13 protein-coding genes and 1 tRNA gene are annotated in these 15,357 nt (G+C 42.4%); 12 read left to right on the top strand and 2 right to left on the bottom strand.

Annotated elements, in window-relative coordinates; all coding sequences use genetic code 11:
- The first annotated feature begins 55 nt into the window (after window positions 1–55).
- Window positions 56–730 (top strand): phosphatase PAP2 family protein, encoded by a 675-nt coding sequence (locus H8S37_RS07560; protein ID WP_186875372.1) that lies wholly within the window; start codon window positions 56–58, stop codon window positions 728–730.
- Between the two features lie 182 nt (window positions 731–912).
- Window positions 913–1,998 carry a tryptophan--tRNA ligase gene (gene trpS / locus H8S37_RS07555; RefSeq protein ID WP_186875371.1) on the top strand — a complete coding sequence of 362 codons (1,086 nt, stop codon included), beginning with the start codon at window positions 913–915 and terminating at the stop codon, window positions 1,996–1,998.
- Window positions 1,999–2,057: 59 nt separating this feature from the next.
- Here trpS and H8S37_RS07550 read toward each other — a convergent pair.
- A tRNA-Arg gene (locus H8S37_RS07550) sits at window positions 2,058–2,131 on the bottom strand.
- A gap of 224 nt (window positions 2,132–2,355) precedes the next feature.
- The gene (locus H8S37_RS07545; RefSeq protein ID WP_186875370.1) at window positions 2,356–3,588 is read right to left on the bottom strand and encodes a 6-phosphofructokinase; all 1,233 of its coding nucleotides are present in this window, start codon (window positions 3,586–3,588) and stop codon (window positions 2,356–2,358) included.
- Window positions 3,589–3,783: 195 nt separating this feature from the next.
- Between H8S37_RS07545 and glf the strand changes: the two genes are divergently transcribed.
- The 10 genes from glf (at window position 3,784) to H8S37_RS07495 (ending at window position 15,219) form a co-directional block, all read left to right on the top strand.
- Window positions 3,784–4,887: a UDP-galactopyranose mutase gene (glf, locus tag H8S37_RS07540; protein ID WP_186875369.1), complete on the top strand. Its 1,104-nt coding sequence runs from the start codon at window positions 3,784–3,786 to the stop codon at window positions 4,885–4,887.
- Between the two features lie 40 nt (window positions 4,888–4,927).
- On the top strand, window positions 4,928–8,656 hold the full coding sequence (locus tag H8S37_RS07535; RefSeq protein WP_186875368.1) for a S8 family serine peptidase: 3,729 nt from the start codon (window positions 4,928–4,930) through the stop codon (window positions 8,654–8,656).
- 124 nt (window positions 8,657–8,780) lie between these two features.
- Window positions 8,781–9,806, top strand: coding sequence for a hypothetical protein (locus H8S37_RS07530; protein WP_186875367.1), 1,026 nt, complete (start codon window positions 8,781–8,783; stop codon window positions 9,804–9,806).
- Between the two features lie 10 nt (window positions 9,807–9,816).
- Window positions 9,817–10,485, top strand: a complete 669-nt coding sequence (locus H8S37_RS07525; RefSeq protein WP_186875366.1) for a zinc-ribbon domain-containing protein — start codon at window positions 9,817–9,819, stop codon at window positions 10,483–10,485.
- 24 nt (window positions 10,486–10,509) lie between these two features.
- On the top strand, window positions 10,510–11,175 hold the full coding sequence (locus tag H8S37_RS07520) for a zinc ribbon domain-containing protein (RefSeq protein ID WP_186875365.1): 666 nt from the start codon (window positions 10,510–10,512) through the stop codon (window positions 11,173–11,175).
- A gap of 29 nt (window positions 11,176–11,204) precedes the next feature.
- Window positions 11,205–12,104 carry a zinc ribbon domain-containing protein gene (locus H8S37_RS07515; protein ID WP_186875364.1) on the top strand — a complete coding sequence of 300 codons (900 nt, stop codon included), beginning with the start codon at window positions 11,205–11,207 and terminating at the stop codon, window positions 12,102–12,104.
- 95 nt (window positions 12,105–12,199) lie between these two features.
- Window positions 12,200–12,463 carry a zinc ribbon domain-containing protein gene (locus H8S37_RS07510; protein WP_243207083.1) on the top strand — a complete coding sequence of 88 codons (264 nt, stop codon included), beginning with the start codon at window positions 12,200–12,202 and terminating at the stop codon, window positions 12,461–12,463.
- Window positions 12,464–12,500: 37 nt separating this feature from the next.
- Entirely contained in the window at window positions 12,501–13,115 is a 615-nt protein-coding gene (locus H8S37_RS07505; protein WP_186875363.1) for a zinc ribbon domain-containing protein, read from the top strand.
- 12 nt (window positions 13,116–13,127) lie between these two features.
- A complete protein-coding gene (locus H8S37_RS07500) occupies window positions 13,128–13,958 on the top strand; it encodes a zinc-ribbon domain-containing protein (RefSeq protein WP_186875798.1) in 831 nt (276 codons plus the stop codon).
- Window positions 13,948–15,219, top strand: coding sequence for a glycoside hydrolase family 3 protein (locus H8S37_RS07495; RefSeq protein ID WP_186875362.1), 1,272 nt, complete (start codon window positions 13,948–13,950; stop codon window positions 15,217–15,219). The genes H8S37_RS07500 and H8S37_RS07495 overlap by 11 nt, the downstream gene beginning before the upstream one ends.
- Window positions 15,220–15,357 lie beyond the last annotated feature (138 nt).

Below are 15,357 nucleotides of genomic sequence, written 5' to 3'. Positions count from 1 at the left end.
CGTGATATAATCGGGGCAAAGTTGTAGGATTTTTGTAGAGAAGGAAGTAGTTTACATGACGGCAAAGGAAAGAATTTTTAATTTCATAAAGAAATATAAGCATGCGTGGGTATTTCTTTATGCATTGATTTATATGCCGTGGTTTATGTACTTAGAGAAACATATTACGGTACATTCAGAATATCATGTAATTCACTCTGCTCTGGATAACAAAATCCCATTTGTTGAGTATTTTATTGTGCCATATCTGCTCTGGTTTGTATTTATTGCAGTTGTATTTTTGTACTTTTTCTTTACCGATGTAAATGGATTTTATAAACTTGCAAAATTGAGCTTTATAGGCATGACTATTTTCCTTGTGGTTTCCACTTTATTTCCAAATGGAGTAGCGCTTAGGCCGATTGTATTCCCACGGGACAATATATTTACGGATATGGTAAAGATGCTGTATATGGCAGATACGCCTACGAATGTATTTCCGAGTCTTCATGTATTTAACTCTCTTGCCGCATGTATTGCTATTTATGAAAGCAGGGAGTTACGGAAACATAAGCTGCTCAGCATGAGCGCCTTTATTCTGGCAGGATTGATTATTTTAGCTACGATGTTTTTAAAACAACATTCGGTTATCGATGTGATGGGTGCATTTTTGATGGCATATACATTGTATCAGTTTGTTTATGCAGCAGAGAGGAAGAAAGCACCAAATGTAAGCGAACAGAGGGTGTAGCAAAAACAAAAAAGAATAGAAAAAGCGAAGACGGCAGTGTAGATTACCTGCCGTTATTGTTTTATAGAACGGCAGATAGAAAGAAATAGCCGTTTCCAAAAGAGTAGGATAGTGTTATAATAAAAAAAGCGTCTCGTCTATATAGATGGGAAAAGTGAATGAGCGCAGGAGGAAAGAAAAAGATGAAAAAGATCATGCTGACAGGTGACAGACCTACTGGAAAGCTGCACGTCGGGCACTATGTAGGTTCTTTAAAACGCAGGGTAGAACTGCAGAATAAAAATGACTTTGACGAAATGTATGTAATGATAGCAGATGCACAGGCATTGACAGATAATGCGGATGATCCGGAGAAGGTGCGTCAGAATATTATAGAGGTTGCGCTGGATTATCTTGCCTGCGGGCTGGAACCAGAAAAATGTACAATGTTTATTCAATCACAGATTCCAGAGCTCTGTGAGTTATCCTTCTATTATATGAATCTGGTGACGGTGTCAAGACTTCAGAGGAATCCTACAGTAAAGGCAGAGATACAGATGCGCAATTTCGAGGCGAGTATTCCGGTAGGATTTTTTACTTATCCGATCAGCCAGGCAGCGGATATTACGGCGTTTAAGGCGACAATAGTTCCGGTAGGAGAGGATCAGCTTCCTATGTTGGAACAGACAAAAGAAATTGTTAGAAAATTCAATTCTGTATATGGAGAGACGCTGGTAGAACCGGATATTCTACTTCCGGATAATCAGGCATGTCTGCGCTTGCCGGGGACAGACGGTAAGGCAAAAATGAGCAAATCTCTGGGAAACTGTATTTATCTGTCGGAAGAACCGGAGGAAATTCAGAAGAAAGTGTTCAGTATGTTTACGGATCCGGAGCATATCCGTGTGGAAGATCCGGGTAAGCTGGAAGGGAATACAGTTTTCACTTATCTCGATGCATTTTGCAGGCAAGAATATTTTGCAGAATTTCTGCCGGACTATGAAAACTTGGATGAGTTAAAGGAACATTATAAACGAGGTGGCTTGGGAGACATGAAGGTAAAACGCTTCTTGAATAAAGTGCTCCAGGCAGAACTAGAACCGATCCGCAATCGCAGAAAGGAATACCAGAAGGATATACCATATGTATATGAGATATTGAAAAAAGGAAGCGAGAAGGCCGAAGAGGCTGCTGCACGGACACTGCACGATGTAAAAGAAGCGATGAAGATTAACTATTTTGATGATAAAGAGCTGGTTGCTATGCAGGCAGAACGATTTGCACAATAAATGGCAGAAGCAAATAACAAAAAAGATTGTTCTGAATTTCAGAACAATCTTTTTTACTACGTGCGATAGAAGATTCGAACTCCCGACCTTCTGGTCCGTAGCCAGACGCTCTATCCAGCTGAGCTAATCGCACACACGTGAAACACTTCGTTCACAGCGAATATTAGTATATAATATTGTAAGGGTATTGTCAAGTACTCAAAGAAAAATATTTGTAAATATGTAACAGTTCAGCCATGCAGTGGGGTTTTACGAATGGCGCGGGCTGAACTGTTACGTAAATATGGATAAATAAAAAGGTGCCATAAAGCAGACTTAAGGCTGCATCTGGCACCTTTATTAATTGAAAATACAAAATCAATATGGACGGAATAAATGCCTTGGAATTCCGTCCACCATAACAGGGGATACATCCCCCTGAATTAATGGACGCACATAATTTACAAATTCGTCTGTTACATAAGTACCACTTTCATTTACCCATTCTCTTGGAACCAGTTTTTCATCATTGGCTATTTTATGCACGTCTTTAACTTCTGTACCACTCTGGTAAGGATCATCAGACAGTCGTTTGAGAACAACCATCTTGCCGGAATCCCCTTCGTCTGCTGCCTTTACAGCAGCTCCGCCTACCTGATAGGCCTCCAGAATATCTACGCGGGAAGCGCAGTGAGAAGCAGAGCGCTGCAAAGAACTTAATTCAATGGCGCGAGTCTTACAGCCGGCCTCTCCGGCAATATAGCTTGCCAGATAATTTGCGGTGCCAGATAATTGCTTATGTCCGAATGCATCTACAAAATCAATACTTTGTCCGAGTTCACATACATAACGCCCGTCAGAGAGCCGGATGCCTTCTGAAATTGCTACGACAACAGAGGGCTTTTTGCTAAGAAGCTCTTTTACCTTATGTCCAAATGCCTCTATATCAAATGGAAGCTCCGGCAGATAGATTAAGTCAGGGCCTGCACAGTCCTCTCCTTTTGCAAGTGCAGCTGCACCAGTCAGCCATCCGGCATTTCTTCCCATGATTTCTACGATAGATACGAGCCCTTTGTCATATTCCAGACAGAAGCTGTCGCGGATAATTTCTTTTACAGAAGTACCGATATATTTTGCGGCGCTTCCATATCCAGGCGTGTGATCGGTAAGAGCAAGATCGTTGTCAATCGTTTTGGGGCATCCGATAAAATGAGTGGGATGTCCGGTAACGATTGCATAATCGGAGAGTTTTTTTATTGTGTCCATGGAATCATTTCCACCAATATAGATAAATGCTTCAATATTCAGTTTGTCAAGAATGGCGAAAATCTTTTCATATACCTCCTTATCCTGGTGGATTTCCGGCAGCTTGTAACGGCAGGAACCTAGGAATGCTGCTGGTGTCCTTTTTAAAAGCTCAGCATCCAGTTCATTTGTGATGAATTCAGACAAGTCAATGTATCTTTCCTGCATAAGTCCTTGAATCCCGTGGAGCATACCGTATACTTTTTCCGCTCCTCTGTCTTTGGCGGTACGGTATACGCCAGCTAGACTGGAATTAATCGCAGCGGTGGGGCCGCCTGACTGTCCGACAATTACGTTTCCTTTCATGTATATTACCTCCGTCTCAATAGATTGTTACTTAATAGTTTAGTGCATTTTGACTAATTTGTAAACGAAAAAATAAACTGTATAGTTAAAATGACGAAAAATGGCGAGATATATCATATAAAAAAAGAGAAATGCTATAATAAATGAAGATGTCTTATCCTGATAAGACAATTGTACAGTGGAAAGGAAAAGAAAATGAGAAAATATGATTATCTGATTGTAGGTGCCGGGTTGTACGGCGCAGTTATGGCACATGAATTGACGAAAAAAGGAAAGACATGTCTGGTGATAGATCGGAGGAGCCATATTGCAGGAAATATTTACTGCGAAGATATAGAAGGAATCCATGTACATAAGTATGGAGCGCATATCTTTCACACTTCTGACAAAAAAATCTGGGAATATATGAATCAGTTTGCAGAATTTAATAATTATATCAATTCTCCTATCGCAATATATAAAGACGAACTGTATAACCTTCCATTCAATATGAATACATTTAGTAAAATGTGGGGGATCCGTACGCCAAAAGAGGCAAAGGAGATTATTGACAGGCAGGTAGAAGAAGCAGGCATTATAAACCCGCGTAATCTGGAAGAACAGGCACTTTCACTTGGAGGAAAAGATATTTATGAGAAACTGATCAAAGGGTATACCCAGAAGCAGTGGGGAAGAGACTGTAAGGAGCTGCCAGCATTTATTATCCGGCGCCTGCCGTTTCGGTTTACGTATGACAATAACTATTTTAATGACCGGTATCAGGGAATTCCAATCGGCGGATATACCGCTGTTGTAGAGAAAATGTTAAAAGGTGCAGAGGTAAGAACTGGCATAGATTTCTTTGAGCTGAAAAAGGAGAAGCCGGACATTGCAGAGAAAATTATTTTTACCGGAATGATAGATGAATATTTTGGCTATTGTCTGGGAGCGCTTAAATATCGTTCTGTGAGATTTGAAACAGAAGTTTTAGACTGCGAGAATTATCAGGGAAATGCGGTTGTTAATTATACAGAAAAAGAGGTTCCCTATACACGTATTATAGAACACAAGCATTTTGAATTTGGGAAACAAGAAAAAACAGTTATTTCCAAGGAATATTCCTCTGAATGGAAGGTAGGAATGGAACCCTATTATCCGGTGAATGATGAGGAGAATACACATCTTTATGAGGAGTATAAAAAGCTGGCTGCAAAAGAAGAACATGTTGTTTTTGGGGGAAGACTTGGGGAATATAAATACTATGATATGGATAAAGTGGTTGCGGCTGCACTTTCTAAATTAAAAGAGCTAGAGGCATAGAAGCAGGATTGCTGTTAAGGAAAAAGGAGGAGGGAAACAAATGCGTAAATGGAGTCTGCGGATTTTGGTAATTCTTGCGCTCGCTGGCTTGGCCTTTATTCCGTTAAGCGGGGAGCTTAACAAATGGGGACTTATATTTGCCGTCTTTACGGTCATTCCGGCAGTGTTTTTATTTGGAGTAAGCTTTATCAATAAACGAATTCTCCATGTTGTACTTACTATTTTGGCGGCTCTGTTGGGAATAGCAGGGATGTCGTTTCTGCTGATTACCACAGCGCTTGACTATGGTATAGCAGAATTGTTTGATGTGTCTGCGCTGCATATGATTCAAGGAATATGGATAACGTGGTTGATTTTCTGGATATTGTTGTTTTTAGCAATTGCTGGAAAAAAAGAAGGAAAACGTAAGATGGGTTTTCTGATCGCGGGTATTTTATTCGCAGCGAGTCTTTTATTAGCTGGAATACTGTATGCTAAGGACAAGATAGCACCTTCTGGTCCAGAAGGGGAAGAACACACCGGACCATATGAATACACAGAGGAAGAGATTTCACAGGATGAAGAAACCGGTATCAGCTATGTAAATGACATAATTATGGTGTTTTTTACGCCGGATACATCAAAGGAAGAGAAGCAGGCGGTAGTAGATGCGCTTGAAGGAGAGATAGCCGGACAGGAGGAAGTGATTGATCTGTTGATGATCCGAGTGGAAGCGTCATCTTATGAAGAACTAGAGGCGCTCTGTGAGGAAGTAAGGCAGATGGAAGGAGTGCAGGAGGCATCCCTGGATTTGGCGGCCTTTACTGCACCTAATTATGAACCGAATGATCCTTTTGGAAGATACTGGTATAATTGTCTGTGGACGGATAACAAATGGGATGTGGAGTCTCCTTCAGGCAACAACTGGTGGGCGGAAGCGATTGACGCTCCAGGAGCATGGGAGCATAAAGAGAAAATGGCCTCTGTCAGTGTAGGGATTGTAGATAATGGATTCGACATAGAACATGAGGATTTATCTGTTGGCCTGCTCAATGAAGGGGTGAATTCTTATGAGGATCACGGTACGCATGTAAGTGGTCTGGCAGGAGCCACGATGGACAATAAGAAAGGGATTGCGGGGGTGGCGCCGAATGCAAGGATGCTGGGCTGGGACTGGGAACCGACTAAGGCACAGACAGAGGCAGGGGGATGGAGTACGAGTAGTTCTATCTTATCCGGAGTGATCGCTTCTATAGAAGAAGGAGGCGAACGCACAGTTGTGAATCTGTCTCTTGGAATCGATCCAAAAGGCTTGAAAGAATCAACGGGGAGTGATGTGCTAGGCGACGAATACAGAGAGTATTACGGGGCGTTGGTATCGAAATATATGGCGGCTTTGCTGGTACGGGACTATGACTTTGTGATTGTAGAATCTGCAGGAAACGGAGATGCGAGTGGAATTGGTTATGATTCAAAAAATAACGGATATTTTTGTTCTGTGACAGAAGAAAACTGTGATACATTTGGCGGGGCGATAGAACCGAAAGAAATATTGGATCGTATCATTATTGTAGCGGCAGCGGCACAGCCTGACAAAAAAGGGGATTATACGCTCTGCAGGTTCTCTAACTACGGTGAGAGCGTTACGATTGCGGCGCCCGGAGAGGATATTTACAGTACAATAGTCGATGGATATAAAAAGATGGACGGCACATCTATGGCATCTCCCATTACAGCAGGCGCTGTTGCGGCTGTATGGGGTGCGCAGCCAAATTTAAGCGGGGCACAGATTAAAGAAATTCTTGTAGACAGTTCAGAAATACAAGTAAGCCCGAATGAAGCGACAGATGCAAAAGAAGGCATTGCGCTGTTGAATGTTGGAAATGCAGTAGAAAAGGCACTGGAAACAGAGGTGGAAGAAACAGACAACAGTGTATATGAAACGTACATAAAGGCAGCAGAGATTACAACAGTCAGGGGAAATTGGACAGAAAAGACGAATATGGAAATGGAAGTGCAGGAAGAAAATGGCAGGGACACATATCGAGTGAATGGGGAATCAGAGACAGAAATTTCAGGTTATGACCGGCATGATATCAGCAAAGCGCACTTAGAAGGGGAGGGGTATAGCAGCAATGAAAATACAGATACCCGCTGGGAGATGCGTTATGCGGACGGTGTAGCGCGCTATGAATATATAGAACCGGTGAAGCAGGATTTGGAGCAGGAGATACAGCCAGAATTTTTTAACTTTTTTAATCTGAAGGAGACGTCTGTTCTAAACGGAAAAATAGAGGAAAATGAGATTTCCTTTGAATTAACCAGAGATTCCTTTGAGTCAGCGGCGGGCGCGGTACTGATTCAATTGAGTCAGAATGAAAGTTTCAGTTACGATAAAGTGACATTGTCTGCACAGATAGATTCCTCCAGTGGCCAGCTTAACAGCCAGACAATTGAGATTGCCGGCAGTATGGACTACGAAGGAAGTAAAAAGCATACAGAGTGCGTATTGGAATATAGATTTGAGGCAGAAGAAATAGAAGAAGGAGACTTGGTTCCGGGCAATGGCGACATGTCACAGGAACGAGATATTGTTCTTGTGCTGGATAATTCTGGGAGCATGGCGGAATCTGTTGTAGATGAAGGTGCATCTTCGGACGTCCCGATTGAAGAGACGAGGGAAGCGGCGGTTAAGTTCATCGATACCATTTTAGAGGAAGATGCCAGTATCGGTATTGTAACTTATAATAATGGAGCGAAGATGTGTTCGGATTTCTCTAAAGAACAGGGGATTCTTGAAGCTTCTGCATATACGATTACGGCAAATGGAGGCACCAATATGGAAGCGGGCCTGAATACCGCAGAAGAAATGCTTTCCTATAGTAGTGCAAAGAAAAAAATTATCGTACTGATGAGTGACGGTATGCCAAACGACGGTAAGCAAGGTACAGAGTTAGTATCCTATGCTGATTCGCTGAAAGAGGATGGAATTGATATTTATACATTAGGATTTTTCAGCAGCCTGGAAGAAGGGGAGAGAGCTTCCGCCCAGTCTCTCCTGGCGCGGCTTGCGAGTGAAGGACATCACTATGAGGTAGATGATGCAGAGAATCTGGTATTTTTCTTTGATGATATTGCCGATATGATCAACGGACAGAAGTATATTTATATTAAAATTGCGTGTCCTGTGGATGTAACAGTTAAATCTGGAGGAGAGACGCTTACATCGGAGGAAAAAGCTCTCAATACAAGAACCTCCTTTGGTACGCTGACCTTTGAGGAAGGAGAAACGGATACAGTAATAGACAGCGGAGAAGATACAGACAGTTCTGCGGCGGCAGATGCGCTTTTTGGCTTCATAGGGGAGCAAGAACGCAAACAGAGAAAAGATGGCGAAGAAGAGGATGACAGAGTGAAGATTCTTCGTCTGAAAGAAGGAACAAAATACGATATTCAGATAGAGGGAACCGGGAACGGCAGCATGGACTATACAATCGGATTTATGGATGAAAATGGAGAGTATACCGATTTTCGGGAATTTGAAGATATAGAAATTACCAGAAGAACACAGATTGATACGGTGGCAGAGAATACTTCCAAAACAGTGCTGAAAGTAGATGAAGACGGTGATGGAAAATATGAATGGAAGTATAGAGCAGGTATAAATGAGCGTGGGAAATTGGTAGATAACACATGGATACTGTATGTTGCGGCAGGCGCGGCAGGAATAGCTCTTATTCTGGTGATTGTCTTAAAAGTCCGGCATAGGCAAAAAAAGAAAAATTATTAGAAAATGTATAAAAAGAAAACACTGGAAATCATGGAAAAATTAGAAGGAATCTATTATAATATTTACAATGCTGTACATATATATAAATTCGTATATATAGTATCTAGAGGCAGGGGGTGAAGGAATGAAGGAGAAGTTGAAGTACATCATAGCAATTCTAACAGTAGGCACAGTGGGGGCATGGTTTCTTACATACGCTAAAATCGGAACGGCCGAGTTTTCGCTGCTGGGAACACTAAAGGCAGGGCTGGGATTTTATAAAGGAACGGAAGAACAAGAACTTATTTTTGCTGCTGCAAGAACCTGTCTGGAACCGTATACATGGTGGATAGCTGTGGGAGTGTTTCTCATACTTCTGGGAGCGTTTTTTATTGCGGTTTTGGAAAAGAGAGCACCATATATTATTGGAATGATAGTTAGTCTTGTAGGTTGTGCGGTATTTGCGACGCTTCTTTTTCTGTTGTATGGCCAGCTTAAAGAGGCAGAAGAGATCGTTTTGGATCTGGATAAAGGAAATACGCTTTCTTTACAGATTCCGGCACTTTTGATTTTGGCCGTATGCTATCTTGCTCTATTTCTTTTATCTCTGACAGGACTTTTGCTGTGGAAGCAGAAGAAATCAGAGGAAGACAGGGCTGCAGAAGAGAACGGCAGGCTGGAAGACAAGACAATAGAAATGCCATATACAGAATATGAGACAGCAGGATATGAGACAGAGAAAATGGCAGTGCCCGGGCAGGCGGAGCAAGTGTTGCAGGAGCACCTTTTTGAGGAAGAACAGGAAAGGGAGAGGGCGGCTTTTTTGAAGGAGCAGGAAGAGCCCTTTGTTCAGCCAAGAGAAGAACGCGGCGGGGAATTGTGTGCAGAATCCGGACAGCTTAAGGGAAAGAGATACCCGATGAAAGAGACCGAGGAGATCTATTTTCTCTGGGCAGATGGATGTGCAGTGTTAAGTCCGTATGAGAGCCCGCAGGCGCTTGCGTCTGTTCGGTTTGAGCAGGAGAGCGCACAGTACTGTATAGAGCCGTTTGAAGTAAAAACAATGTTTTTGGAAAGCGGGCAGCCTCTCGGAAAAGGCCGGCAGTATTATGTTCCCAGAGGAACGAGAATATATATGAAAAATAATGAGAATGTATTTGTCTTGATATAAGGAGGGAAACATGTTTTGTAAAAATTGCGGCGCCCCGCTGAAAGAGGGGGCAAAATTTTGCTCCAAATGCGGGACTCCGGTGTCTGTAAATGTTTCGGGAGCAGTTGGCGGAAAAAATGTGAATTATAGAGAGGGAGGAACAAGCAGCCCACAGACTCAAAAAAGGCCGCCGTACCTGGCAATCGGTGTAATTGTGCTGGGCGTTATTGTTCTGGCAGTAGTTGGAAAATTTGTATTTGGGAGAGGATATGTAAAGCCTGTGAAGGCATTTGTCAAGGGAATAGAACAAGAGGATGGAGAAAAGATTTTGTCTGCCTACAGTAAAAATACAATCAAAAAAATGGAAGATAATTTTGGTGTAAAGGGCAGGAAGCTGGAAAAGCAGATGGAAAAAAATTCTCTGTATATGATAACAGAAGAAGACCTCGATGGAGAGGATATCCAGATAAAATATAAAATCGAGGACAATAAAAAACTGGATAAAGAGGATATCAAAGATATTAAAAAGGACTTAAAAGAGTTTATGGATATCCGGGAGGACATCAGTGCGGCAAGAGAACTGGATGTTGTATTTACAATCTATGTTGATGGTGATGAGGAAGATGAGACAGACATAACAATGGAAGTCATTAAAGTAGACGGCAAATGGTATATCAATTGGGGAAGCTTCGAGTACTAAAAGATAAAAGAGGAGGAAAAAGGTATGTTTTGTAAGAATTGTGGAGCGCAGTTGAATGAGGGGGCAAAGTTTTGCCCTAAGTGCGGTACTCCGGCGGTAAACGGCAATGCTGGGGGAAATAGTAGAGGATATCAGGGAGGAGCGTCTCCGGTACAGCCGCAGAAAAAACCGCCGTATCTGGCAATTGGATTGATTGCGATTGTCGTGGTCGTAGTAATTGTTCTGGCGGCAGTGCTTGGAAAGACTGTGTTTGGAAAAGGATATGAAAAGCCGATTAAAAATCTGATAAAGGGTGTGGAAGAACAGGACGGGGAGATAATTCTGTCCGCATTTTCCGAGAATACGATTGAGGCGATGGAAGACCAGTCAGGATATGATAAAAAAGACCTGGAAGATATGATGGAAGAAGAGTTTGAATATATGTTCTCCGGAGAAGACTGGGAGGATGCGGACTTGGAATTCAAGTATGAGATCGAAGACAGCAAGAAATTAGATAAGGATGACATCAAAGACATTGAAGATGAGTTGAAGGATTACTGGGACATCAGGGAAGACATCAGCGCAGCCAGAGAACTGGACGTTACAATGACAGTCTATGTTGACGGAGATGAAGAGGACGATAATGATGCTACTATCGAAGTAATTAAGGTAGATGGAAAGTGGTATATCAATCCGATAAGCCTGAACTAAAGAAGCTTTGAAAAAGAGGAGGGAAAGGTATGTTTTGCAGAAATTGTGGAACACAAGTAAATGATGGTACAAAGTTCTGCCCGAACTGTGGAACACCAGTAGAAGTGCCAGATAATGCGCAGAATTCAGGCGGTGCACAGCCAGCCGGGCAGTATCAGCAGTCAAATAATCAAGGGCAGTACCAGCAGCCGAATAGAGGGCAGCAGGCAAATGGAAGCCAGCCGTATTATCAGCAGCCAAACGGACAACAGTACTATCAGCCGGCTGGAGGGAAACCTCCGAAAAAATCAAAGAAACCACTGATTTTTATTATTATAGCTATTGTTGTACTGATTGCAGTGATTGTCGGAGTTGTATTTGCCGTAAAAGGCTGCTCGAATGATTCTGGAAGATCTTCTGGTGATTCGAAAAAGTCGGAAGCTTCGTCTGATAGTTCTGATAAAAAGGATGAAGACGAGGATGCGAAAGAAGAACAGAAAGAGGAAAAGAGAGAAGAAAGCAGCTTTGAAGAGCCTATAGCAAAACTGATGCAGGGGATTGAAGAACAGGACGGAGAAATTATGCTGTCAGCTTTTTCTGATGGAACGATAGAGGTGCTGTCAGAAGAAAGTGGATATAATGAGACAGAATTAGCGGATTATCTTGAAGAAATGTTTATGGACTCTATGGGCACAGACATCAAAGTAGGCGGGTACCAGGTTGACTATGAGGTGAGGAGTGTTGATGAGCTGACAGAGGATGACATTGCGGTAATACAGGATGAGTTTGATTCGGCAGGTGTGTACGAGACGGTGGAAGAAGGAAAATCCGTAGATGTGCTGATGATTATCGGAATGGAAGCTATTACGGATGAAACATACACGGATGGAATGGTTCTGCAGGTGGTTAAAATTGATGGAAAATGGTATTTGGATCCGACTTCTATGTAAAATATAAGTTGGGATAGAAAGAGAGGAGCCTGCCGGAGGAAAAGCTGGCAGGCTCTAGTGTGATGTATTTAAAATCTATATAAGGAGAGCTGAAAATGATGGCAGATGAAGAAAAAACAGAAATTTTTCATTTAAAAGAGGAAGTGGAGGAAGAGCTGAATCAAGTGTATTTGGAGCTGGGAAAGCAGTATTATGAGGGCGGTTTCGAGGATCCGCTTCCACAGCTTCTTCCGCTGTTTGACAGAATTACAAGACTGAAAAATCAGCAGGCAGACAATAGAGCAACATGTCCGAACTGTAAAGCAAAGCTAGAGCCAGGCGCTGTTTTTTGCGGAAGCTGCGGAACAAAAGTAGGATAAAAGATACAAGTCTATATCATATAAGGGAGGTAATACAATGGCATTTTTAAATGATTTAGATAAAAAAATAACTATGCTTGGACAGGGAGCAATCCAAAAAACAAAGGAGGCGACAGATTCTGTAAAGATTTCGTCGAATCTGCGGGGACTGGAGAATCAGAAAAAAGAAGTGTTCGAACAGCTCGGCAAGCTCTATTATGAACTCTGCACAAAGCAGGAGCAGGAAGCTGTGCCAGAGGCAGCAGAGTGGATTATAAAAATAAATGAGTTAGAAAATCAGGCAGAAGAACTGCGCGAACAGTTGAGAAAAATAAAAGGAACCATATTTTGTCCGAACTGTAATGCAGAGATTTCTGAAAACTCAAAATTTTGTAATGTCTGCGGTGCAAAAATAGAAATCCCAGAGAAAGCTGTGGAGACATCTGCACAGATGCCTACAGGAAAAGTGTGCAAATCATGTGGCGCTCCGCTGGAGGAGGATCAGTTGTTCTGTGTAAACTGCGGGACAAAAGTGGAGACAGAGCCTGTGCAGGCGGAAGCAGCAAGTGAGCCAGTTCAATCGGAGGTGCAGCAGTCCGTATGCCCGAATTGTGGTAAAGAGTTGAAAGAAGGCCAGAAGTTTTGCACAGGATGTGGAACACCGATCGTCTAGGGAGGAGTAAAAATGCGATGTCCAAAATGTAACAGTCCTGTTGAGGAAGGCGCCGTTTTCTGTGAAAAGTGTGGTGCGCCTCTTGGAAAAAAGAAATCAAGGCTTCCTGTAGTCATTGTTTCTCTCGTTCTTATACTTGGAATTTTGGCCGGTATTTGCGTGTGGATCGTAATAGGGGATTACCATGTAAAAGTATCAAAGAAAGAATTGACTGCCAGAATCGAAGAATATAAAGGCGGACCGGACGGGAAGAAAGTGGCAGAAGGTTCTGATGAGAAGGAAAAAATACAAAAGGACAGAGAGGATAAGGAGCTAAAAGAGGAAAAGAAAAACGAGGATAAAGAAGATAAAGAGGACGCAAAAGAACAGAAAAAAGTCTATGACTCTACGGAAGGTGGAATCCACAGATATGAATTTATTGTCTCTGACTGTACGTGGAGCGAGGCGTATCAATATTGTCTGAATGAAAGAGGGTATCTGGTAAGGATAAACAGCCAGGAGGAATATGAGTATATTCTAAGTGAAATCAATAAAAAGGGAATACAGGATATTCAGTTCCGTATTGGTGGAAGAAGAGATGCTGGTTCTGAGGAGTATTATTGGGTAAACGAGAAAAATGAACTCTATGGAGACAAGATAAATTCGGATTCTTACTGGTGTGTGGATGCATGGATGGAAAACGAGCCTAGCTTCAGAGATGGAAGTACAGAAGAAGACTGCCTGGATATTTTTTATTATCAGAACACTGGAAAATGGGTTTTTAATGATGTGCCGAATGATATTTTATCTGTAGCTCCTGAATTTTCTGGGAAAATAGGATATATCTGCGAGTATGAGGACTGATAAAGAGAAGATGAAAGGAAAAACAAAGAACAGGATATTTTTCTTTTTGGCGGTCCTGGCGTGCTTAATATGTATAGCGATTATTGGAATATGCATTAAGGAAATAGCAGAGAAAAGAACCACCGTACCGCAAGAAAGCCATAAGGGGAAAGGGGAAAACACAGAGAAGGTCAAGAGAAAGCAGACGGATGAAACACAGAATACAGAAAAGCCTTTGACAGAGGCAGAGAAAATTCTTTCAGAGATGACGTTAGAACAGAAGGCGGCGCAGTTGTTCGTTGTGACGCCAGAGGATCTGACCGGAGAGGAGGCTGTGACGCAGGCCGGAGAGATATTTCATAGCGCCTATGAGGTATATCCGGTGGGCGGATTTATTATGATGCAGGGAAATATTGTATCTCCGGATCAGATCGTACAGCTTAATGGCGCTGTAGAAGAACTAAGCGTCAATGTAACAGGGTTGAAGCCCTTTCTTGCAGTAGATGAAGAAGGCGGGACTGTGGCGCGTATTGCAGGAAGTGGAGTGTTTCCGGTAGAAAATGTGGGGAACATGTGTGATATTGGTTTTGCAGGAGATACAGCAAAAGCATATGAGACAGGGGCATACATAGGAGGATACCTGGCGGAATATGGGTTCAATGTGGATTTTGCACCGGATGCAGACGTGTGGAGTAATCCGGCAAATGAAGTGGTCAGATACCGCGCGTTTGGCTCTGATGCGCAGTTGGTGTCCAGTATGGTGTCAGAGGCGGTAGACGGGTTTCACAGTGCAGGAATTTGTACGTCACTGAAGCATTTCCCGGGGCATGGGGGTACTTCTGAGGATTCCCACGATAATTTTGCCTATTCGGATCGGAGTCTTGAAGAGCTGAGAAGTTGTGAATTTCTTCCTTTTCAGGCAGGAATAGAAGCGGGCAGTGAATTTGTAATGGTGGGTCATATTACTCTGCCGCAGATAGCAGAAAGCGACACTCCTGCAACACTTTCCAAAACGGTTGTCACAGATATTTTGAGGGGAGAGCTTGGGTATACGGGAATTATTATTACAGATGCGATGAATATGGGAGCGATTGCACAAAACTATTCTGCGGATCGTGCGGCAGTACAGGCAGTGCAGGCGGGAATAGATATGCTCCTGATGCCTTCAGATTTTTATAGTGCATACCAGGGAATTTTAGATGCAGTGAAAAACGGAGAAATTACAGAGCAGCGTCTGGATGAGTCAGTGAAAAGGATTATCGACTTAAAATTAAAACTATAGTATTCTCAAAAAGTACTTGCATTTTTACTTTTCATAAAGTATGATACAAGTACTTTCTATTATTTCTATTTCATTTTTACTTTCAACATCAAATCTGATGAGATTCAAGGATTAAGAAAACAAGTCGTGTGAGGATTG

This window comes from Mediterraneibacter hominis, from assembly GCF_014287475.1.
In the GTDB taxonomy this organism is placed as follows: Bacteria; Bacillota; Clostridia; order Lachnospirales; family Lachnospiraceae; genus Mediterraneibacter; species Mediterraneibacter hominis.
This window is presented reverse-complemented; position numbering and strand designations above follow the sequence as displayed.

Coding starts and splice junctions, on each gene's coding strand:
- H8S37_RS07520 (WP_186875365.1), top strand. CDS start 10,510: ATGTTTTGTAAGAATTGTGGAGCGCAGTTGAATGAGGGGGCAAAGTTT.
- trpS (WP_186875371.1), top strand. CDS start 913: ATGAAAAAGATCATGCTGACAGGTGACAGACCTACTGGAAAGCTGCAC.
- glf (WP_186875369.1), top strand. CDS start 3,784: ATGAGAAAATATGATTATCTGATTGTAGGTGCCGGGTTGTACGGCGCA.
- H8S37_RS07500 (WP_186875798.1), top strand. CDS start 13,128: ATGCGATGTCCAAAATGTAACAGTCCTGTTGAGGAAGGCGCCGTTTTC.
- H8S37_RS07560 (WP_186875372.1), top strand. CDS start 56: ATGACGGCAAAGGAAAGAATTTTTAATTTCATAAAGAAATATAAGCAT.
- H8S37_RS07535 (WP_186875368.1), top strand. CDS start 4,928: ATGCGTAAATGGAGTCTGCGGATTTTGGTAATTCTTGCGCTCGCTGGC.
- H8S37_RS07525 (WP_186875366.1), top strand. CDS start 9,817: ATGTTTTGTAAAAATTGCGGCGCCCCGCTGAAAGAGGGGGCAAAATTT.
- H8S37_RS07495 (WP_186875362.1), top strand. CDS start 13,948: ATGAGGACTGATAAAGAGAAGATGAAAGGAAAAACAAAGAACAGGATA.
- H8S37_RS07545 (WP_186875370.1), bottom strand. CDS start 3,588: ATGAAAGGAAACGTAATTGTCGGACAGTCAGGCGGCCCCACCGCTGCG.
- H8S37_RS07505 (WP_186875363.1), top strand. CDS start 12,501: ATGGCATTTTTAAATGATTTAGATAAAAAAATAACTATGCTTGGACAG.
- H8S37_RS07515 (WP_186875364.1), top strand. CDS start 11,205: ATGTTTTGCAGAAATTGTGGAACACAAGTAAATGATGGTACAAAGTTC.
- H8S37_RS07510 (WP_243207083.1), top strand. CDS start 12,200: ATGATGGCAGATGAAGAAAAAACAGAAATTTTTCATTTAAAAGAGGAA.
- H8S37_RS07530 (WP_186875367.1), top strand. CDS start 8,781: ATGAAGGAGAAGTTGAAGTACATCATAGCAATTCTAACAGTAGGCACA.